14 protein-coding genes are annotated in these 20,424 nt (G+C 69.8%); 5 read left to right on the top strand and 9 right to left on the bottom strand.

The genetic code is table 11. From position 1 onward, the window contains the following. Window positions 1-3: 3 nt before the first annotated feature. Window positions 4-2,982: a BTAD domain-containing putative transcriptional regulator gene (locus KBX50_RS06700; protein ID WP_210935528.1), complete on the bottom strand. Its 2,979-nt coding sequence runs from the start codon at window positions 2,980-2,982 to the stop codon at window positions 4-6. Window positions 2,983-3,308: 326 nt separating this feature from the next. Next, window positions 3,309-3,617: a phosphopantetheine-binding protein gene (locus tag KBX50_RS06695; RefSeq protein ID WP_093402991.1), complete on the bottom strand. Its 309-nt coding sequence runs from the start codon at window positions 3,615-3,617 to the stop codon at window positions 3,309-3,311. Between the two features lie 77 nt (window positions 3,618-3,694). Here KBX50_RS06695 and KBX50_RS33255 point away from each other — a divergent pair, with 77 nt between their 5' ends. After that, on the top strand, window positions 3,695-4,405 hold the full coding sequence (locus KBX50_RS33255; protein WP_210935526.1) for a phosphopantetheine-binding protein: 711 nt from the start codon (window positions 3,695-3,697) through the stop codon (window positions 4,403-4,405). 214 nt (window positions 4,406-4,619) lie between these two features. On the opposite strand, the gene KBX50_RS33525 is transcribed toward KBX50_RS33255, so the two are convergent. After that, window positions 4,620-9,899: a HEAT repeat domain-containing protein gene (locus tag KBX50_RS33525; RefSeq protein ID WP_210935524.1), complete on the bottom strand. Its 5,280-nt coding sequence runs from the start codon at window positions 9,897-9,899 to the stop codon at window positions 4,620-4,622. A 74-nt stretch (window positions 9,900-9,973) separates the two neighbouring features. Here KBX50_RS33525 and KBX50_RS06680 point away from each other — a divergent pair, with 74 nt between their 5' ends. Then, the gene (locus tag KBX50_RS06680; RefSeq protein WP_210935522.1) at window positions 9,974-10,345 is read left to right on the top strand and encodes a hypothetical protein; all 372 of its coding nucleotides are present in this window, start codon (window positions 9,974-9,976) and stop codon (window positions 10,343-10,345) included. A gap of 27 nt (window positions 10,346-10,372) precedes the next feature. Here the strand turns inward: KBX50_RS06680 and KBX50_RS06675 are convergent, their stop codons facing one another. Together KBX50_RS06675 and KBX50_RS06670 are read right to left on the bottom strand one after the other, a co-directional pair. Beyond that, the gene (locus KBX50_RS06675) at window positions 10,373-11,545 is read right to left on the bottom strand and encodes a GDSL-type esterase/lipase family protein (protein WP_210935520.1); all 1,173 of its coding nucleotides are present in this window, start codon (window positions 11,543-11,545) and stop codon (window positions 10,373-10,375) included. Beyond that, window positions 11,545-12,123, bottom strand: coding sequence for a TetR-like C-terminal domain-containing protein (locus KBX50_RS06670; protein WP_210935518.1), 579 nt, complete (start codon window positions 12,121-12,123; stop codon window positions 11,545-11,547). Before KBX50_RS06670 ends, KBX50_RS06675 begins: the two co-directional genes overlap by 1 nt. 141 nt (window positions 12,124-12,264) lie before the next feature. Between KBX50_RS06670 and KBX50_RS06665 the strand changes: the two genes are divergently transcribed. Beyond that, the gene (locus tag KBX50_RS06665; RefSeq protein WP_210935516.1) at window positions 12,265-12,786 is read left to right on the top strand and encodes a GNAT family N-acetyltransferase; all 522 of its coding nucleotides are present in this window, start codon (window positions 12,265-12,267) and stop codon (window positions 12,784-12,786) included. Here KBX50_RS06665 and KBX50_RS06660 read toward each other — a convergent pair. After that, window positions 12,758-14,302, bottom strand: coding sequence for a serine hydrolase (locus KBX50_RS06660; protein ID WP_210935515.1), 1,545 nt, complete (start codon window positions 14,300-14,302; stop codon window positions 12,758-12,760). The two genes, KBX50_RS06665 and KBX50_RS06660, sit on opposite strands and share 29 nt — an antisense overlap. Before the next feature lie 36 nt (window positions 14,303-14,338). Here KBX50_RS06660 and KBX50_RS06655 point away from each other — a divergent pair, with 36 nt between their 5' ends. After that, entirely contained in the window at window positions 14,339-14,980 is a 642-nt protein-coding gene (locus KBX50_RS06655; RefSeq protein WP_210935514.1) for a TetR/AcrR family transcriptional regulator, read from the top strand. A gap of 58 nt (window positions 14,981-15,038) precedes the next feature. Here KBX50_RS06655 and KBX50_RS06650 read toward each other — a convergent pair whose 3' ends face one another. Together KBX50_RS06650 and KBX50_RS06645 are read right to left on the bottom strand one after the other, a co-directional pair. Next, window positions 15,039-15,662, bottom strand: coding sequence for a dihydrofolate reductase family protein (locus KBX50_RS06650; RefSeq protein ID WP_210935513.1), 624 nt, complete (start codon window positions 15,660-15,662; stop codon window positions 15,039-15,041). 49 nt (window positions 15,663-15,711) lie between these two features. Then, window positions 15,712-17,121, bottom strand: a complete 1,410-nt coding sequence (locus KBX50_RS06645; protein ID WP_210935512.1) for a DJ-1/PfpI family protein — start codon at window positions 17,119-17,121, stop codon at window positions 15,712-15,714. A 237-nt stretch (window positions 17,122-17,358) separates the two neighbouring features. Here KBX50_RS06645 and KBX50_RS06640 point away from each other — a divergent pair, with 237 nt between their 5' ends. Then, window positions 17,359-19,383, top strand: a complete 2,025-nt coding sequence (locus tag KBX50_RS06640; protein WP_210935511.1) for a histidine kinase — start codon at window positions 17,359-17,361, stop codon at window positions 19,381-19,383. A gap of 17 nt (window positions 19,384-19,400) precedes the next feature. Here KBX50_RS06640 and KBX50_RS06635 read toward each other — a convergent pair whose 3' ends face one another. Next, window positions 19,401-20,006, bottom strand: a complete 606-nt coding sequence (locus KBX50_RS06635; protein ID WP_210935508.1) for a response regulator transcription factor — start codon at window positions 20,004-20,006, stop codon at window positions 19,401-19,403. Window positions 20,007-20,424: the final 418 nt, after the last annotated feature.

Genomic DNA, 20,424 nt, shown 5'->3' with positions numbered 1-20,424 from the left:
CGGTCAGGTCTTCATCTCGCCGGCCGGCTCGTTCTTGTTGCTCTGTGTCGTCAGCCGGCCGGCGGCCCGGCGCAGCGCGCCCAGTTCGTCGATGGAGCGCGAGTGCCACGGGTTGTTCTCCTGCATCGCGAACGCGTTCGCGGCCTGCACGAAGAAGTGTTCCGCGGTGTCGAACTCACTCCGGCCCAGGTACACCCGGCCGAGGCCGAAGAGGGCGTGTGCATGAACATTCCGCTCCTGCGTCATCCGGCAGATCTCGACCGCCTCGCTGAAGTGAATTTCGGCGGCGGTGAACTCGCCTTGCTCCAACATGGCCCCGCCGAGGCCGATCAGGGCGTAGGACTGGCCGACCCGGTCGTCCTGCGCCCGAGCGAGATCCAGAGCCGACTGGAAGACGGCCTTCGCGGCCAGCGACTGCTTTGAGTCGGCAAACACCTCACCGAGCCGGTACAACGCCTGGGCCTGAAGGCGCCGGTTACCCAGTTGTTCCCCAAGTACGAGCGATTCCTTCGCCAGGATCTCGGCCCGCTCCGGGGCTCCGAGATCCAGGTGGCTACGCGCGAGTCCACTCAGTACATGGGCCTGTGCGCCCAGGTCGCCGACTGCCCGGAACTTCTCCAGTGCCTGCTCGTAACGCAGCACCGCCCTGTCGGGTCGACCCTGGATCCGGTCCAGGTGCGCAAGGTTGCGTAGCGTCAATGCCGCCCCGGCCTGATCGCCGACCTCGTCGAACAAGCTCATCGCATGCAGCAGGTTCTCGCCATCGTCCTCAGCGTGTTGGGCTACGCCCAGCGAGCCGAGCGACGCCAACACAGCGGCCTCGCCCCGGCGATTGCCGGCCCTGCTGGTGGCCTCCAGCGCGATGTTGTGGGTCGTACGCCATTCGGCGAACAGGCCGCGCCTTTCATACAGGGCGACCGATACGGTGGCCAACTCCCAGCACAGTTCGTCCAGCCCCAGCTCTGCCGCCTGGCGGATCGCCACCTCCAGCGTGATGCGCTCCTCGTCGAACCAGGCGGTGGGATCGCCGAGGAAGCGGTCGAACTCGGCGCGCGCGTTGGCCCATCGGGGTGCTGTGCCGTGCAGAACCGCGAACCGGCCCCCGTAGATTCGATGATGAGCCTCCTCGGCGAAGGCGAGCAGGGCACCGAGCGATCGGGTGACCGCAGCTATGCAGGTCTCCCGGTCGTCCTGCGTCAGCCGGTGTTCGCTCGCGAACACCCGCACCAGCTCGTGGAATCGGTAGCGGGGTTGCTTGGTGAGCGCGGAAAGCTGGGCCTCCAGCAGCCGGACGTCCACGAGCTCGTCGAGGAGTGCCGTGGCCTGCCTCGAATCGCAGTCCAGCAGGGCCGCCGCGGTCCAGGCGCTGAACTCGTGTATCTCCAACGCACTGAGCAGCCAGAACAGAGTCTGCGCCGGCACGGTGAGAGAGTCGTACACGTCAGCGAGCAGCGAGCGGACCGCGACGTCACCGTGGGACAGTTCGTCCAGCCGAGAGCGTTCGTCGCGCAGCCGGTCCAGCAGGGTGCCAACGGCCCAGTGCGGGTGCGCAGCCAGACGGACCCCGGCGATCCGCACGGCCAGGGGCAGGCCACCGCACATCTCGGTCAGCTCCGCCGCGGCCTCGGGCGCCGCGGCGACCCGCTGCTCCCCGCAGATCTGGCCAAGCAGGGTGAGGCTCTCGTCGGCCGACATCATGTCGACGTCGACGGCCCGGGCACCCGGGATGCCGGCGAGCCGGCGGCGACTGGTGATCAGCACCGCCGGGCCTGGCACGCCGGGAAGCAGGTCGGCGACCTGGTCCTCGTTGCCCACATCGTCCAGCACGATCAACAGCCGCCGCGTCGCGAGCTGGCTCCGTAGGAGGTTGATCCGCTGGCCGGGTGCGACCGGGATTGCCGCCGGGGCGACGCCGAGTCCGTGCAGGAGGTCGCTGAGTACGGCTTCGGTCGAGCGTGGCTGCGTGGTGCTCCCGTAGAGGCAGGCGTAGAGGCTGCCGTTGACGAACTTGGCGCGCAACCGGTGCGCGACGTGCAGGGCCAGCGAGGTCTTTCCGCAGCCCGGCGCGCCGGTGATGACCGCGATCGGCACCTGTTTGGTGTCCTCGCTGGTCAGTGTGGTGGTCAGGGTTTCGATCAGCGCCGCGTGGCCGACGAAGTCCGGCAGATCTGCGGGCAACTCCTGCGGACGGTGCACGCTCGTGGCGGCCTCGGTTCGCCGGTCGTCCACTTCGCCGCTGATGCTGCTGTCCTGGCTGAGGATCGCGCGTTCCAGCTTGCGCAGGTACTGGCTCGGCTCGATGCCGAGCTCGCCCACCAGGTTGGTGCGGGCCGTACGGTACGTCGCCAGCGCTTCTGCCTGCCGTCCGGACCGATACAGCGCGAGCATCCGGAACCCCCACAGGCGTTCCCGCAGGGGGTACTCCGTGGTCAACGCGACCAGTTCCTCGACCAACTCCCGATGACCGCCCAGGCCCAGACGGATCTCGGCGCGGTCCTCCAGCGCCATGATCCGCCGTTCCTCCAGACGGTGGGAGACGACTTCGGCGGCCCGGCCCGGCACTCCGCCCAACGCCGGTCCGGACCAGATGTCGATCGCACGGTCCAGGTGCGTCAGCGCCTCGTCCAGCCGCCCCTTGGCTGCGGCGGCCCGGCCCCGGGCGAGAGCGTCGTCGAACATGAGGTAGTCGAGCTGTTGACGGGCCACCCGGATGGAGTAACCGAGCGGGCTGGTGTCGATGATCTCCGGACTGCCGAGAGCCCGGCGCAACGCGGAGATGCAGATCTGGATCTGACCACGCGCGCTGGGCGGCGGGGAATCGTCCCAAACTGCGCCGATCAGCTTTTCCACGGTCACGACATGGTTGGCGGCCATCAGCAAATTGGCCAGCACTATACGTTGCCGCGGGGAGGTTATCGGCACGGGGGAACCATCGACCACGGCTTCCAATGTTCCGAGAACCCGGAACTCGACTCGCACCATGTCGGCCAGCATACGGTATCACGGAACGACGATCATCAATCACGTTTGTTCCGGAAGTCGTTCGGGCGGCAACCGGGCGCACTCGAGCGGGGCCGCGGAGCAGGGATACCGCGAGTAACCTCAATTCGTCGGGAGGTGGTTTGACCGGTTACAGATCGTCTTACTGATGACCTGTGACGGGCGAAACCCCGGTAAATTCTGAACGATAGTTTGGTCGCTCGATGTCGTGAGGATCCGGCATGTCGTGTGGTTCCGGCTTGATCGGTTTGTCCGACCCGCGGGATGCGGCAGCGTAGCTCCGGTCCCGGAGCCCACCGGCCTGTCGCTCACCGGCGCCTGATGGGCGCAACCTGTTCGGCGACGGGGTAGCCGGGCAGGGCCGAGGCCAGAGTCGCGACGGTCGGCCAGTCGAACAAGGCCCGCTCCGGCAACTGCCGGTCCAGGGCGACGCACAACCTGGCCACGGCCTGCGTCGCGAGCACCGAATGGCCGCCGAGGTCGAAGAAGTTGTCGTGTCGCCCGACCTCGTCGAGATTCAGTACCTCGGCCCACACCTCGGCGATGACCCGCTCCGTAGTGGTGCTTGGCCTGTCCTCTTCGACGAGCGACGACTGTGCATAGCTGATCTCGTTCATCGTCCATTACCCCCTGGCCGGCGACAATATGGTGTCGATTAGCGAACAGTCGCAGGTTCGCCACTCTCGGGAGAATTGTGGATCGCGCGGCCGACGCGGGCAAGGATTGGCGCCAAGAAGCAACGGCAGTCAACCACTTCCGGAACTTCTGCCGGTTCTTCTCTGCGACCGGTCACGCTTCCGTGGCACATTGGCGACTGTTGTCAATCCGCGCCGACGGCTCGGATTGCCGCCGTTTACTGAAGGAGCGGTTGATGGTTGGCTTGGCAGAGCTCGCATCCACCCTGCTGGGGCATCCGGCCGTACGTGATGCCCGGGCGACGACGATCCGCCACGACGATCGGGACGTCACGATCGGCGTGGTCGAGTTTTCCCAGTACGTAAGCGGGCCGGAGCTTCGTGGCTACGTGTGGGACCGGCTCGGTGCGAGCTGCGGATTGGACGGTGTGCTGCTCGTCAACGCCGTGCCACTCGCCGGCAACACGCTCGACACCGAATACGTCCGGTCCGCCGTCATCGCCGGCACGTGCACCCTGTTCGAAGGTCCGGCCGACGACGTCGAAGAGCGGCTCCTGTCGATCTGGGCCAGCACCATGAACCTCAAGTGGATCGGCGTGCACGACGACTTTCTGGACCTCGGCGGCGACTCGATTGTTGCGGTCGAGGTCCTTGCGAAGATCGAGGACGAGTTCGGTACGGCGCTGGACGTCTACGACTTCATGAGCACCTACCACATCCGCGGCGTCGCCGGTCTTCTGAGCGAAGCTCGGGTACTGCAGCAGCAGTAGTGAGTAGGCGAGCCGCAGCAAGTCCGCCGCGTGTGCGGTATGGGTTGGCCTGCCGCTCGGCGGGAGGCGCTATTAGGTGAAAGCGGTATGTGACTGAGACACCTTCATGTCCCAGTGTCATACATACCCGAGTGGTGGTGACCCGCGGCGGTCGAAAGGGCGACTCGGACAGGGCCCATCCGGTCGGCTTCACGGTGCCGGTCCACGAAGGCCGCTACCGGGGGTCCGGGTAGCTCGCTCTGCGGTCGGGTAGGTCGTCGATATCGGTGCCGGGCAGCCAGGCGAGGGTCTGCTCGGCGAGCCGCCGGATGGCCGGCTCGGGATGGTGGGTGGCCTGCTCCACGACCAGGTTGCGGAACTCCTCGACAGGGCGGTGCTGCGCCAGCGCCCAGGCCGCGGCGCGGCGTACGCCGGGATCGTCGTCGGTGAAGAGGTCGCGGAGCAGGTCGACGACCTGGGGGCGGGAGTGTCCCTCATTCGCGAGACCTGCCACGGCGACACGGCGGACGGAGACGTCCGGGTCGGTGCTCGCCCGGTCCACCAGCAGGGCGAGGGTGTCGCTGTCGCCCACCGGATGGCGGCTGAGCAACTCGACCACGGCGCGCCGGATGGCCGGGTCGTCGCTGGTAGCGCGTGCTCGAAGCAGCGATGCCGCCGCGGACTCGCCGTCCCCCGCGAGCAGCGCGTCGGCGGCGGCCGCGAGGACGGTGGGATCCGGGTCGTTCACCCGGTCGAGGAGGAACGCCCTCGACTGCTCGGCGGGAAGGGGCGAGCTGGCGAGCAGTTCGACGGCTGCGGCTCGGACAGCGGGGTCACGATCGTGGCTGGCGCGTTGCAGCAGCGCCGCGACGACCTCGTTGCGCGCGGGGGACTGCCAGCCGAAGACGCCGGTGACCGCTTCGCGGATCACCTGCGGGTCCGGATCCTCGCGGATGCGCTCGACTGCGAGGTGGTCGCGGGTGCCGGTCCGGACGAGAGTGCTGACGACGGCCTGTCGCACAGCAGGGTCCGCGTCTTGGATCAGGTCCTCGGCGACGTCCGCGAGGACGGCCGGACTGCCGTTCAGGAGAGCGTGGACGGCGGCGAGCCGTACCGCTGGCGCTGGATCGTCGCGCGCTATGTCGAGAACCGCCGCGCTGTGGTCGGTGGTTCGCGCGAGTGCCTCCAGCGCCGCGAGGCGGGTGTCCGGGTCAGGGTCGTGACGCACCAGTTCGAGCATCAGCCCCGCGTCCGGAAAGTGCCGGCTCAGCAAGCGGACAGCGGTGCTGCGCACCGCCCCGGACTCGTCTTCATGGATCCGGTCGAGCAACTGCCGCCGGACCAGTGGGGCGTTGCCGGGCTGGTCAAGCAGCGCGGTGGCCGCCGCCTCCACCACCGGAGGCGCGACATCCTCGGCCAGTCTCTCGCCAAGGATGTCGTGGACGTCCCCGGCGTCGTGGCGGCCGAGAGCCCGTACCGCCAGGGCGCGTACCGCGGGGTCCTCGTCGTTGCGGGCCCGGTGATGCAGCAGATTCACCAGCTCCTCATCGACGGCGTGGCCGCTGACGAGCGCGTCGAGTGCGGCACGTCGCACGGCCCGGTCAGCGCTGTTGACGGCGTACCAGATCAGCCGTGCCCGACCGGCCGCCCAGCGGTCCCGCTCGGCTGGCAGCCGAACCTCGGAGATCGCGGTTTCGGCCAGTCCGGCGACCAGTGCGAGCTGGGCCTGGTGATCCCCACCGCCGGCCAGCGGGTCGAGAAGCTCCTGGATGCCGTCGCGCGGAGAGCCGAGCAGCGTGGCGAGCCGCGCGGCGACCTCGGCATATGCGGTGCCCCGGGTCAGCTCGAACCCACGTCGCCGGTACCAGCGCGGGTACGCCTCTCGGCCCGGCCAGTCAGTGCCCACCGTCCTGATCACCGGCAGCATCAAGTCCTCGATCAGTACGGCGCTGGCCTCGTCGCCGGTGGACACCCCGTGCTCGATGAGCAGGATGAGCTGACGCAGGAGCGCGTACGCCGGCTGCGCCACCGCGGGGCCGATCCGCAGTTGGGCGAGGCACTGCACGGCCAGCACGAGATTCCCCGGCGGCTCGGTGAACCGGTCCGCCGGCCAGGGCCGGTTGACCTCGGTCGCGAGGAGTTGGATCAGCCGCCCGGCCAGCCCAGGGGGTACCGCCCCCGCGACGAGCTGGAGCACCTCCCACCACGACTGGTCGGCCCAGTGCGCGGCGAACAGGGCCGGTAACGACTCCGCTGACTCCTGGTGGTGCTGCCGGACGATGTCCCGCGCGCAGAACCATTCCAGGAAGGCGCGGTGCGCAAAGCCGTACCGGCTGTCGTCGTACCGGACGAGCATGAAGTCGCGTACCCGGAACTCGTCGATGAGCTCGCCGGCCACCTGCCGGGACTGCGCCCGTGACAGGCCGTACCGCTCCTCCAGGTAGGACTCGAAGACCCGGTCAAGCTCATCTAGCCCGAGGCGCGTCATGCCCTGTGACTGCATCAGGTACGCCAGGCGTCCCAGCATCTGCTTCTTGTCGACGGCGTCGACGAAGGCTGCGGCGTGCCGGGTCGGGCTCAGGTGGCGGTGCTGGTCCCAGCGGTCGAGAAGGACGTCCGTGAGGTGGTCGTAGAGTTGCCATCGATTCCTGGGCTGCTCCGGCCGGAGTCGGCTCAGCGAGAGCAGGGCGGTCAGCAGCAACGGGTTTCCGGTCAGCGCCCGGATGGCCGGGCTGTCGCGGATCGCGGAGCGGAGACGTTTCCGGTGTGGCTCCGCCTTGGCAGGGTCGTCTGGTGTCTCCGCCGCATACCACTTGGACAGGAAATCGGCGATCTGGGCGTCGTTCAGGGGATCCAGGGTGAGGTGGTGGAAACCGGCCTCGGCCAGGATCCGCTGGCTGTACTCGACCGGCCGCGACGTGACCACGATCCGTACGGAGGGATACTCGGCGGCGAATGCCGCGATGAGGCCCGTCACCGCCTCACGTTGGCGGGGATCGAACAGCTCGTCCAGCCCGTCGAATATGAAGATCATGGGCCGCCCGGCGTCCAGCAGGGCGCGCAGCACGGAGCGCGGCAGGCCGAGGCCCTCGGAACGATGCAGGTGGTCGAGGTGATCGAGAATGCCCTCCCGCCGACTGTCGCCGGCTGCCGCAGCGAAGGAGCGGAGCGGAACCAGCAGCGGAACGTGCCCGCGCAGCGGCGCCAGTCGGGGCTCCGGATGCGGTTCCGTCAGTGACAGTGTCAGATACTGCGCCACCGTCGACTTGCCGGCGCCCGGGGCGCCGAGCAGCATCACCGTTCGGCGGCTCGGATCGGTCAGCAGCTCGAACAGGGGCACCGCTGACGCGGTCGCTCCGGGGCTGATCTCCTCGCGGGCAACCGGCTCGACGAACACCGACCCGAGGTCGATCCGTCGATAGCCCGGTGAGGACAACGCCTCCAGGTCGAGTCCGCCGTAGCGCTGGCGTAGCCGCAGGAAGTATCCCCGCAGGCTCTCGGCGATGGCCCTGTCGTCGGCTTCAGGGGGCTGGGTGCCCGCGAGGAAATTGGCCAGCGCGGCGGTCACCTGGGTTGCGAGATCCTCCGGACCGCGGAAGAACGCGATGAGATGGCGCTCCCGAAGCTCCGTACGCAGCGCCTCGATCCGCTCGCCAGCCTCGCCACGGTCGACCATGGTGGCCGGCCATGGCGCGTCGTCAGCCAGGAGGAAGATCAGACACGGTTTGCCCAGTCGTAGCGCCTCCCGGTACTCCAACTCGGTGATCGACTGGTCGTGCCCCGCCGGCACGAAGCCGTACCGCCACGCGAACAGCCCGATGTAGAGATCGCTGCGGGCAACGGCCTGTAGCGACGTCTCCAGGGGCGGACGGCTCTCCGCGACGTACGATTCCATTGCGACGTCTTCGACATTGAGCCGCCGAGCGGCGGTGTGGACGGCGCGGCGGCACTCGGTCAGATCCCGGAACGTCGACGAGACGTACACCTTCGTGGTGTCCTTACGGGCCCGGGGATAGATCGTCACCATGACGCAGTCGCCGGTCTGCACCACGGTCGGCTCAGGTGCGCCGATGCGCTGACATTCGCCGACCGCGCGGGGAATGCCCGAGCCTTCGCCCTCCACGAGTCGCATCCAGGTCAACACCCGCGCGAAGTGGAAGTTGCGGCGGTCGGATTCCGAGCGTAGTTGGCTGATCGGAATCGCTTCGCCGTCCGGCAGGTCCGGCCCGTGCCAGGAACCCGGGTTCACGATCTCCACCCGGTCGTCGAACACCCGTACGTGCACGCACATGCCCCGGTGCTCGTAGTCGCGGTGCGCGAGAGCGTTCGCGATGACCTCGCGTACCGCGATCATCGGGTAGTCGTTGACCGGAACCGGTGTCATCGAGTCACCGGTGAACGTCTCACCCTGTGCCGTCCGCTGGGCAACGAAGTTGCGCGCCTGCACGATCTGCTCCGGTACCGTCCGGCGCAACTCCTCCCGCGCGTACCACTCGTCCCGGTTGGAACCCTTGAAATGTACGCAGGTCACCATGGCGGTCGGCACCACGGCCGTCGGATCCTCGCCGAACAGCAGCGCGCCCGCGTAGGTCAGCCGCCCATTGCGCATCAGGTGGGCCCGATGCAGGAACTCGGTGGTGTTGAGGGCGGGCGGCATCTCCGCGGCGATGTCGGGGCGCAGGTTCGCGCGGAACTGGGCCAGTTGTTCGGTGTTCACGCCCGTGCCGGAGGTCTGCCGTTCCAACAGCGACAGGGCCTGTCCGGTCGGATCGGTCGGCTGTGGATCCGCTTCTGCTGCCGGCAGCGTGACCTGTCCCACCGCCGGGACAGGTCGGCGGGCGATCGCGATCCGGCCGTACCCGTCGAACTTCTGGCCGGGCCGCGGACTGGTGAGCGTGGCGTGCAGGTAGTCGTAGAGAGTCGCGAGCGTGACATTGCCGTCGTTGTCGACCGCCGCACCGCCCAACAGTCCGTCCACCAGGGCTGCGGTGAACGGACTGGGCTCGCCGTCAAGCTCGGCGTCCTTGGCCAGCTCCGTTGCGGCGGCAGCGGTGAGCACGAATCGGCCGCGGCCCGCGAACTGCTCCGCCAGGTTGTCGCCCTTGAACGCCCCGCCGTCACAGCAGTCGAGAATGAAGATCTTCGTCCGGGCGACGCACTGCTGCAAGATCGCATTCATGGTGTCGTTTCCGACGGCCGTGCCGGGGATGAGATCCCGTTCGGTGTCGACGCCGCACAGGTAGAGCTTCTGCAACTCGCTGCGGCCATGCCCGCTGAAGTAGAACAAGAGAGTGTCCTCGGGATCCGCGGACCTGAAGAATTCGTTGATGGTGCGCTGCATCTGAGCCGAGGTCAGGTTCTGCTCGGGCCGTACTGTCGCGTCGGTGAACATGCCCTTGTCGGGATCGGTCAGGGCGGCGGCCAGCAGGTTCCCGTCCTTCTCGGGACCACGGAGGAACGGCAGCGTCCCGGACCGGCCGTAGTCCGAATTGCAAATGAGGAGGGCTTTGTACACTCTCGCTCCCGACTGCCCACAACGCGACCAGTGGTCTACTGTACGGCTCGCCGGTAATGCGGAGGAGGCGCGAAGTGGATCCTTTGACGATCGTGGTGAGTCCCGGCCTGACCGGGGTGGCCAACGACCACGAAGCGGTACTCAGCGCGGTGGACGATCTGCGCGTGGATCTGCTCGAACAGGGTCTGATCTCGCACGACGAGGGCCCCGACGTCCCGGGCACCAAGGGGTGGGAGCAGTACCTCACGATTCTGGTCGGTGGGGGAGGGGCACTGGGCAGCGTCGTGGCGCTGTTCCACGCCTGGCTCAACCGCGATCGGCGTCGCTTCCTGATACTGCGTAAGCGAGTGGACGGCCGCATTGTGGCCGAGGTGGAGATCGCCGGTGACACGGTGTCCGACGAGACGATCCGCGCAGCCCTGGAGCAGGTGGTGGACCTGGAGTAAGAGCCTCTCGCACCTCCGTCACGCGCATCAGGCCGCGGTGTATCCGGTCGCGGGGGTTGCCGTCCGGGTGAACGGGCCGGTGCCGGTGAAGGCGTATTCCGCGAACCGGGTGCCGATCCGCTGATGGGCTTCGGCGCTCGGGTGCAGGCCGTCCGGTAGCGGAAGGTCGATGGCATCGGTCGGGCCGTACAGGTCGGTGCCGTCGAGGTAGTGCAGATTCTTGTCGGCGGCGCGACGGTCGACCAGCGAGCGCAACTCGCGCCGAATGACCTGGAGCGTCAGGCGTCCCAGCGCGACGTCCCCGGGCGTGCCGGTCGCGACGAAACGTACCTGGTCGGTGCCGATCGACTCGGGGTCGATCGCCCCCGGGCCGGGGGTGTCCTCGTGGATTCCGCAGAACAGCGGCGAGATCAGCAGCAGCGGGACGTCGGGGTGGCCGTCGCGGATCGTGTCGAGGAAGCCGTGGACGGCGGGGACGAAGGTACGTAGCCGCATCCCGTCGAGGTTCACCACGTTGATGCCGAGCTTGACACTGATGTAGTCGGCGGGGGCGTCGCGGATCACGCGGGCCAGGAACGGGTCGACGAACGCGCTGCCGCCCAGGCCGAGGTTGCGCAGCTCGACACCGGCCCGGCGGGCGGCGACGGCCGGCCAGGTCCCGCTGGGCGCGAGGGCGTTCGAACCGTGACTGATGGAACTGCCGTGATGTACCCACAGCGGCAAAGCGGCGTCGTCCGGCTCGATCGGGGCGTCGGCCCGCAGGTCGACCAGCTCGATGCTCTCGTTGTGCGGCAGCCAGATCTCGATCCGGTGCCGGCCGGCGGGCAGCCCGGAGACGGTGGTCGTGTGCGCCTGGCCGGGATGGAAGGCGCGCTGGCCGCTGGTGAGATCGACATCGATCCGGTCGCCACCGCCCAACGTGTCGCGGGCGGCGAGTACGCCGTCGGCGTACACGTCGATACGGCCACGCGGTCGGTCGGTGCCCAGGTAGGCGACCCGGGTCGGATGGGTCACCAGTTCCAGCGTGCTCGCCGCCGTCCGGAAGACGATGCGTACGCCGGACGGCTGGCTCTCCATCGCGAGCAGCTGGCCGTCCGGGAACTGCTCCCGTACCCATGTCGGCAACCGGTGCGGCCGAATGCCGCGCGGTGTGACCTCGGCCTCGGCGACGCCACGGAGGAGTTCGGATGGGACTGGCATCAGTGGTTCCCTTCGGTGGGCCAGGAGCGGAATGCGATGTCGAGCGCGCTCAGCGCCCGGTGCCAGGAGGTGTCGGCGGGCGGCTCGCGGTGCCCGAAGCTGCCGGCCACCTCAAGTGCCAGGAAGCCGTTGATGGTCGCGCCGAGCAGCCGGGTGGCATGCACGAGCTCGGTCTCCGGCAGCTGGTAGCCACGGAGCATCGCCAGCGTGAGCGCGACCAGCCTGCCGGCGGCGTCCGACCGCACGGTGGTCGCCGCCGCCGGACGTTGCAGGGCGGCCCAACGGCCGGGGAACTGGCGGGCGTAGTCGCGGTGCGCGTCGGCGAGAGCGGTGAGCGCGTCGCGCTGTGAGCGGCCGCCGATGGCGATCGCGATCCGGTCGGCCAGCTCGCCGAGGGCCAGTTCCTGCACGCTGTCGAGCAGCGCGGACCGGTCGCGGACATGCGAGTAGAGGCTCGCGGTCTGCACGCCGAAGTGGCGGGCCAGCGCCGACAGGGTGATCGCGTCGAATCCTTCCCGGTCCGCCAACTCCGCCGCTGCGGCGGTGACGACCGCCGGGGTCAGGTTCGCTCGTGCCATACCCACAGCCTACACCCTGTAGACAAAAACCTAATGTGTTTAGGTTGCTCCCGGTGGAACCCCCGGCCCGCCGCGACGAGTGACAGCATCTCCGATACCCGTGTTGCCGCGCGTACGTGGCACCGGCGACGCTGCCGAGCCGTGACCGACGCGCTGGGGGATGCCGCAATGAGCCCGATCGACGACCTGATGATCCGTGCCGCCCGCCACGTCGATCTGGACGGTCTGGGCGAATTGGCGGGCTCGCGGGACCGCGCCGAAGTTCGTCTCCAGGCCGCCGAGCGAGGCGAGGAGGCGATGCTCGTCGCGGTGGCCGCCGATCACGTCGTGGGGGTGGTGAGCGTCCGGTGGCGGGACGGCTGCGACGCCCCCAACCCATGGCTGTACGGGCTGGCGGTGGTTGCGCCAGCCCGTCGCCGTGGGGTCGGAAGGGCGCTGGTCGAAGCCGGCGAGGCGGCAGGCGTGGCGCGGGGTGCCGCCGCCATGAGTCTCGACGTCGACGTCGACGACGTGGCGGCCATCGCGTTCTACCAGAGGTTGGGTTACGTGGTCGTTCGACCTCACCAGCACCGCTGGCGCGCGCTCGACCCGCGTACCGGCGCCGTGACCGGCGAAGGCACGGTGTCGACGTGGATCATGCGCCGGCACCTTCCGGGAGCATGATCCGCCCCGCAGATCCGACACCGGACTCAGGGGCGGCGCCCGGACCCGAGCCTGCTGGCCGGAGCCAGATGCGTACGGTGACGGCTGCGCGAGCCAGCATGAGAACAGCGACGAGGAGCAGCCCGGCACCGAGCAGCGCGGCGAGGTCGGGCGCCCACAGGGAGACCTGGCCCAGCGTCACACCGAAGTACGACGGCAGGGCGAGCAGGCCGGCACCGACGAGCAGCAGGGCCACGAGCCAGGCGACGAGACCCAGCAGGCGCCGACGGGACCAGGCGGCGGGCCGCGCCACCCGCCACAGCGACCGGGCCACCGCCGTGAGCAGCAGCAGACAGACCAGGCCCAGGCCGGACAGGAGCGCAGCGTAGGACGGCTCGTTGCCGTGGGTCTCGGGTACGGCTCCGGAGAGGATGGAAGCCAGGCCCCACGAGGTGTCCAGGAGCTGGTTCTCCTGGAAGCTGCCGTACGCGTTCTGCAACACCACCACGGCCCGGTTCTGCTCGGGCAGCAGGACAATCCCGGCCTGGTAGCCCGGTGCGGCGCCGGCGTGCCAGACCATCGGCTGGTCGCTGCCGAACACCGGCCAGGTGCGCCAGCCGAGCCCGTAGCTCCGGCCGTCACCGGTGGTCGTCTCCGGGCGGACCAGAGTGGCCCGCTGCTCGGGGGACAGCACGTCGCTGCCGTCGAGGTTCGCCCGGGCGAACGCGATGGCGTCCCGGAGGGAACCTCCGAGGTACCCGTAGCTGACACCGGCGGGGTCGAACCGGCTCGGGAATGCCGTCGGCTCGCCGAGCACGTACCGATGGCCTGGCGGGAGCCGGTCTGCCGCATCGTCGGCCTCGATGATCGCGGTATTCATCCCCGCGGGCGTGAGCAGCCGCTCACGCAGCACGTCGGCGAAGTCCCGGCCGGTGATCTCCTCAACGACCGCCCCGAGCAACAGGTAGTTGACGCTGGAGTAGAGGTGTCTCTCGCCGACGCCGGCGGCCAGGTGGAGGTTGTCGAGGGCGTCGACCACGTCGCCTGGCCGCCGATCAGCGGCGTAGCGGTCGGTCAGATCCATGCGATCGGGAATACCACCGGTCTGGTTCAGCAGGTGGCGCAGGGTGATCGTCCCGGCTTCCTCATCCGCCATGCTGAAGTTCGGCAGGTAGGTCGTCACGCGCGCGTCGAGATCCAACTCCCCGGCCGTCGCCATCGACACCACCAGGCTCGCGGTCAGCGGCTTGGCCACCGATCCCCACAGGAACGGGGTGGCGTCGGTGATCGGCTCGCCGTCGCCGTCCGCGCCGAACGTCGCCTGGTGCTCCACCCCACCGGAGCCCACGATCGCGTACGCGACGCCCGGGATGCCCACCCGTTCCATCTGCTCGGTGACGAAGGCGTCCAGCCGGCCCGGTTCGACGGCGCTGCTCTCCGCCGGTGCCGCCTCAACCGACCTGCCGGTCCCGACGTCGAGGCCGACGCCGGGCAGCGCGAGCAGCAGCGCGGCCACCCCTCGTTGCAATACGCTCATATGGCAACCGTAGCCATACGACGGTATGGTTATCAAATGCCCCGCGTTGCCGACCACGACGAGCGACGCGCGCTCATCGCCCGTACGTTCCGGCGTCACCTGGTGGAACACGGCCTTCAGGCCACCACGTTCGCTCGCGTCGCCGCCGCTGCCGGCATCTCGGTCGGCCTCATCCAGCACTACTTCGGCAGCCGCGACGAACTGCTCCGATTCGTCTACGTCGACGCGCTCCGCCGCCGGGACGAGCGGATCGCGGCGCACATCGCCGCCGGCGAGGCCGCCGAACGGCCGATCCGTGAGATCATCGCGACCGCAGTGGTCGAGCTGCTTCCGCTCGACGCGATCCGGGTCGAGGAGTTCCACGTCACCCAGAACCTGGTGACCCAGGCCCTGCACGATCAGGCGCTCGCCGAGGTCGCGGCACGCGCCCACCGCGACCTGCACCTGCGCGCGTCGATCGCGGTACGCAACGGGAAGCGGTGCGGCGAGGTCGACGGTGACGTCGACATCGATACCGCCGCCGCCCGGATCCTCGCCACCACCTGTGGTCTGGCTGCCAGCCTGATCCTGGTCGGCCCCGACGATCCGGCCCGTCGTCGGGCGCCCGCGGACGCGGTCATCGACCCGGTCCTGGCGATGACCTTCACCGGCCGCTGCCGCCACTACGCGCGGTCGTGATCCCGCCCGGTGTTGCCTTTCTCGGCTGGTAGCGCTGGTCTCCACAGACAGTCGACGGTCAGCGTCGGACCGCGTACCTGACATGGACGGCGTACGGCGACTGGTGGACCGAGAGGATATCGAGGTCGAGGTCGCGGTCGAAGCCCTCGAAGAGCCGCTTGCCCCCGCCGAGCGTCACCGGAGCGGTGGTGATGCCGAGTTCGTCGACGACCCCCGCGGTGAGGGCCTGCCGGATGATGTCGGCGCCTCCGCCGATGGCGACAGCCCCGCCGTCCGCCGCTTTCCGGGCCGCTGCCAGCGCCTCGTCGAAGCCGTTCACCATCAGGAAGCCGCTACTCGGGTCGGGCTGATCCTGAGTGCGGTGAGTGAGTACGACCATCGTGCCGCCGAACGGATTCTGGCCGCCCCAGGCACCGGAGTTGTCGTACATGCCACGGCCACACAGGCCGCCGGTCGCCCCGTCGAGCAGTGCGTCGTAGTAGGCGCGGTCGGCGTCGCTCATGCCCGCGCCGGGCTCATGGTCGGTCTCGTAGGTCCACGGGCCGCCCATCACCCAGTAGTGCAGCCGCTCACCGCCGACCCCGAGCCCCTGGCCCTCACGGTCATCCGGACCGGTCACGTAGCCGTCCACCGACACGGTGATGGCGGCCTTGACCCGGCCGCGACTCTCGGTCGTGCTCATCTGTTTCTACCTCCAGTTGTCTGTCGGGTGTAGGCCCACCTGCGTCGGATCATCGGTCTGCATTGTCGGGCAGGGGAGGCGCGACGCGGGGTTTCCGCGCCAACCGCAGGACCGCCAGCGCGACCGCCAGCCCCGCCAGGCCGAGGAGCACCGGGCGCAGGGTCAACAACCATGGCCACCCCGGACCGGACAGCTGAAGATCCGAGCGCGGGTACTCCAGGATCTTGGCGGTCCACCGTCCGGTGGGCACATCCATGCTGCGGGCCACTTCCCGCAGAGCCGGGTCGAACGCGAAGCCGGGACGCTCATGCAGGTACGCCACCGGTACGTCGGCGCGGTCGTTCAAGCCGACGAGCGCAGCGGGCGGATCGGCGGCGGCGTCGGCACCGGGAACGAGCAGCCGGTCGACGCGTTCCGCGTCGCCGAGCCGCGCCCGGGGGACGAAGGTCAGGCCGTGCCGGGAACGGATCCGGTCCCCGGCCGCGAGCGCCACTGTCCGCGCGGCCTTGACCTCGGCGTACGGGGCGAACGCCGAGGCGAGTTCGAGCTCACCCACACCATCGGTGAGCACCACCCCGAGGTTGGTCTCCCGCGCGCGGAAGCCGACGTTGAGCACGTGCAGGAGGGCGTCGCCGACGGCCAGCCGCGACCTCGGCAGGGCGGCTGCGCCGCCGGGGGAGTAGTGCCGCCAACCAACCGCCGTCGCGGCCGTCGCGGCGATGTCGGTACCCGCCAGCCGCTCCACCGCCCGCAGCGTGCCGTCGACTGAGGACAACAGACCGCCGGTGGTGATGACGTCGCCGTCGTCGAGATAGCGGACCCCGCGCTGCCAACGCACATCGGGATGGCGCTCCCGCAGACCGTCGAGCCGGTACCAGTGCGTGGTCGCGTCGCGGCCGTCCAGTAGACCGGCCTCGGCGAGCAGTCGCGCGCCGGTGCACACCCCCAGCAGCAGTCCGCGCCGGGCGCTGTCGCGCAGCCACCCGGTCACCCGCGCGTCGCTGGACTCCGATGCCGGCATCTCCGGTACGACGGTGACGTCCGGCGCGGCACCACCCAGCCGCCGGTCCAGTTCCGCGAAGTCGAGATCGGGTACGAGATCCAGTCCACCGAGCAGCGGCACGAGGCGACGTTCCGGCGCGACGGTGTAGACGTTGAACGCACCACTGGCGGCGAGGACCTCGTACGGGACGAGCGTGTCGGCGATGTTGGCGCCGTTGTTGCCGACGACGACCACGGCGGTGGGCCTGCCGGGGTCGTGTGCCGGCGGAACGGCCGCCGCGACCGCCGCCGCGTCGGCGTCGGGTTGCGCGTACCGGTCCCGGTCGAAGGTGTGCAGGCCAGCGGCGAAGGTGGCGGTCGGGACGGCGAGGAAGGCGAGCAGCACCACCGCGCTTCGGGTGAGTCTCCACACCACACGGCGGAGGCCGGGAGGTGCCAGCTTCTCCGGGCTCGGCATGCTGACCTCCGCAACTGCTGACAACGGACCGTACGGCCGGGCAGGGGCGCAGCCGCATGTGGTCGAGTCTCGTGCGGTGCGGACGCGGCGGACCAGTGCCGCGGCCACGAGCTGAATGTGCGATCCGCATGGGCCGGAGGGTGCGGCCGGCACAACTTCGTTCCGGTGCCGTGCGGTGGCGACTACCGTGCGGACGGCAGCAGCCGGCCAGGAACCGGCGAGGAGGTGTCAGCGGGAATGGACGCGGACCGGGGGCCGGCCCCGGACGCCCACCGGCACTCGTGGGTGTCCGCCACGGTCTTCCTCTGCCTGACCCTGCCCGTGGGCGCAGGGATCGCGGTCCACTGGGCGGGTCCGCTCGCCGGCGTGGTGACGGTCCTGGCGTTCGCGCTGCCGCTGCTGTACGCCGTACCGGCGACCCGACCCTGGTGGGCGCGTCACCGCGCGCTCCTGCTCACCACCCAGGCGTTGCTGACCTACCTGCCGTTCGCTCTGTTCGGGGGCGAGTGGGTGGTCGGCACCTCCGGTCTCCTGGGCGCGCTGCTGCTGTTGACGGTGGCGACGCCGATGTCATGGCTGCTGTTCGGCGCCGCAGTGGCGGCCGAGAGTGCGCTGCGCTTCGCCGTCGTCGGACTGCCGCATCTCACCGGCCTCTCGGAGACCCCGCTGGTCCTCGTCCTACCGGTCTACGTCGGCATGGCCCTGTTCGGACTGGTCCGGCTCGCCGGCATCGTCACCGAACTGAACACCGCCCGGGCCGAGCTGGCGGCCCTGACCGTGGCCCGGGAACGTCTGCGGGCGGCCGAGCGACTGCGGGTGGCCGTCGGTGACCGGCTCGACACCGTGCTGGCGCATGCCCGGGCCGCACTCGCGACCGGCACACGGACACCGGACGAGGTGCGCGAACGGCTCGACGAGGCGGCGCGCACCGCCCGGCAGGCACTCGACCAGATCCGGACAGCGGTGGCGTACGACCGACCGGCGGGCATGCCGGATCCGTCCGCCGACCACACCACGCAGCCGACGTTGGCGCCACGGCTCGCCCGACTCGTCCTCGCCCTGGTGCTGGCCGCCCTCGCGGCGGAGTTCACGGTCAGTGCCGTGGCCAGCTCCCCGAGCACCGTCGTCGTGGCGGCCTCGGTCGCCGCCATCGTGCTGCTCGCGGTGCTTCAGCTCTACCACTCCACCGCGTGGCGGGACGGTGTCCGACCACGCGGCTGGTCGTACACGTTGACCTGCCAGTTGCTGCTCACCTGCCTAGGTTTCGTCCCGGCCATGCACCCGGCCATCCATGGGCTGAGCGGTTTCGTGGCGGGTTCGGCGTTGCTGCTGCTGCCCCGCCCGTGGGGTTGGCTGACCTTCGCGGTGATCCAGGCGTCGATCGCGGTGCACGTGCACGTGCTGCCCGACCTGGACACCGCCGACCTCGTCTACGCGCTCCTGGTGACCGTGACCACCGGCCTGGTCGTCCACGCGCTGTCCCGCATGGCGGCCCTCGCGGTGGAACTCGACGACGTACGCCGGCACCTCGTCCGGATGGCCGCCGTGCGGGAGCGGCTCCGGGTCGCGCAGGACACCCACGACCTGCTGGGTATGGGCCTGTCAGCGGTCGCGCTCAAGTGTGACCTGGCCCGGCGGCTGATCGGCCGCGACGACGCCGCGGCGCGCGCAGAGTTGCAGGCGTTGACCCGGCTGGCCCGGCAGGCACGGGCGGACCTGCGGTCCGTGACCGCCGACGATCGCGACCTCTCGCTCAGCGTCGAGCTGGCTGCGGCGGCTGAGGTGCTCGCCGCCGCCGGTGTGGACGTCGTCGTGCGCGCCGAGCCGTCGGTGGCCCGGTTGCCCGAGCAGGTGGAGACCGTTCTCGCGACGCTCCTGCGGGAAGCGGTCACCAACGTGGTGCGGCACGCGCCGGCACGGGAGTGCGAGATCACGGTCGAGGTGGGCCAGGATGCGGTCCGTCTGCGGGTCACCAACGACGGGCTCCCGGACGCCGCTGGCGAGCGTGGGCGCCTGCGGCCACCTGGGCCGGACGCGCCACCGGACACCGGCGGGCGCGGGCTGTCCAACCTGGCCGGTCGGGTCGCTGACCTTGGCGGGCGGCTCTCCGCGCGTGTCCACGGCGGTCGCTTCGAGCTGACGGCCTGGCTGCCGCTGCCGGGCGTCCCACCACGGCAGCGCGGTGAACGGGCACCCGCCGTGGGTGACCCCGCCTACCGTCCGCCTGTTGTCGGCGGGGCCGTTCCAGAGGCGGAGACCTGACGTGCGGATCCGTTCCGCTACAGCCAGCCGGCCTCGGTGGCGATGCGGGCGGCGTCCACCCGGTTACGCGCGCCCAGCTTGGTGACGGCCGAGGCCAGGTAGTTGCGCACCGTGCCACGGGACAGGTGCAGGTCGGCGGCGATCTCGGCTGCCGACGCTCCGGCCGCGTGCCGGGTGAGGATCTCGGCCTCCCGGGCGGTCAACGGGTTGTCCGCCGCCTCCAGCGCCGCCAACGCCAGCTGTGACTCCACCACCCGTTCTCCGCCGGCCACCCGCCGGACGGCGTCGATCAGCTGCTCCGCCGGGGCGTCCTTGACCATGAAGCCGCTCACCCGGGCGGCGACCGCTCGGCGGAGATTGCCGGGTCGGCCCAGCCCGGTCAGGATCAACGTACGGCACTGCGGGAGGCGCTGGTGCAGGTCGGCCGCCGCGGTCAGGCCGTCGACGCCGGGTAGGTCGATGTCGACCACGGCGACGTCCGGGCGGTGCCGTAGCGCGGCCGGGACGATCTCGTCGCCCCTGGCGACCGTCGCGACCACGGCCAGGTCATCCTCAAGCCGCAGCACCGCGGCCAGGGTGTCCCGCAGGATGCGTACGTCCTCTGCGAGAAGAATCCGGATCACTCATTCCTCCCGAGCCGATCGGCAAGCGGGCCCCGGTGCCAGCTCTGCCGCCCACGCCGACCGTACGCCGCGGCGCTCGGAGCCGTGCGGCCGCCCGGCGGTTGGAAACATGAATCCGGGGTTTCCAATTCATCACGCAATTTGACCGCACGTTGCGATTGGATGCCTTCTGCGTTAGCGCTAACACGGACACCGCTTGTGACCTCTGCCATGTTGACAAACGTCGACCGGTTGCCGATTGGTGAGCCGCGACAACCGCTGTCTCCCCAGTGACCTCGCCATTCACGCACGCCGTACGGGAACGGTGCCCTCGCTGGTCATTCCGATCAATCGTGTCGCGTTCCAAATGGTATTGCCGACGACATTTTCCGGTAACCCCGGACCGTGGCCTGGTCGCTACGTTCAGCACCGGCCGGCG

The sequence above is a fragment of the Micromonospora sp. C51 genome, assembly GCF_018070435.1.
Lineage (GTDB): Bacteria > Actinomycetota > Actinomycetes > Mycobacteriales > Micromonosporaceae > Micromonospora > Micromonospora sediminimaris.
This window is presented reverse-complemented; position numbering and strand designations above follow the sequence as displayed.

Coding starts and splice junctions, on each gene's coding strand:
- KBX50_RS06700 (WP_210935528.1), bottom strand. CDS start 2,982: ATGGTGCGAGTCGAGTTCCGGGTTCTCGGAACATTGGAAGCCGTGGTC.
- KBX50_RS06650 (WP_210935513.1), bottom strand. CDS start 15,662: ATGAGCACGACCGAGAGTCGCGGCCGGGTCAAGGCCGCCATCACCGTG.
- KBX50_RS06645 (WP_210935512.1), bottom strand. CDS start 17,121: ATGCCGAGCCCGGAGAAGCTGGCACCTCCCGGCCTCCGCCGTGTGGTG.
- KBX50_RS06670 (WP_210935518.1), bottom strand. CDS start 12,123: ATGGCACGAGCGAACCTGACCCCGGCGGTCGTCACCGCCGCAGCGGCG.
- KBX50_RS06655 (WP_210935514.1), top strand. CDS start 14,339: ATGCCCCGCGTTGCCGACCACGACGAGCGACGCGCGCTCATCGCCCGT.
- KBX50_RS06660 (WP_210935515.1), bottom strand. CDS start 14,302: ATGAGCGTATTGCAACGAGGGGTGGCCGCGCTGCTGCTCGCGCTGCCC.
- KBX50_RS06640 (WP_210935511.1), top strand. CDS start 17,359: ATGGACGCGGACCGGGGGCCGGCCCCGGACGCCCACCGGCACTCGTGG.
- KBX50_RS06695 (WP_093402991.1), bottom strand. CDS start 3,617: ATGAACGAGATCAGCTATGCACAGTCGTCGCTCGTCGAAGAGGACAGG.
- KBX50_RS06675 (WP_210935520.1), bottom strand. CDS start 11,545: ATGCCAGTCCCATCCGAACTCCTCCGTGGCGTCGCCGAGGCCGAGGTC.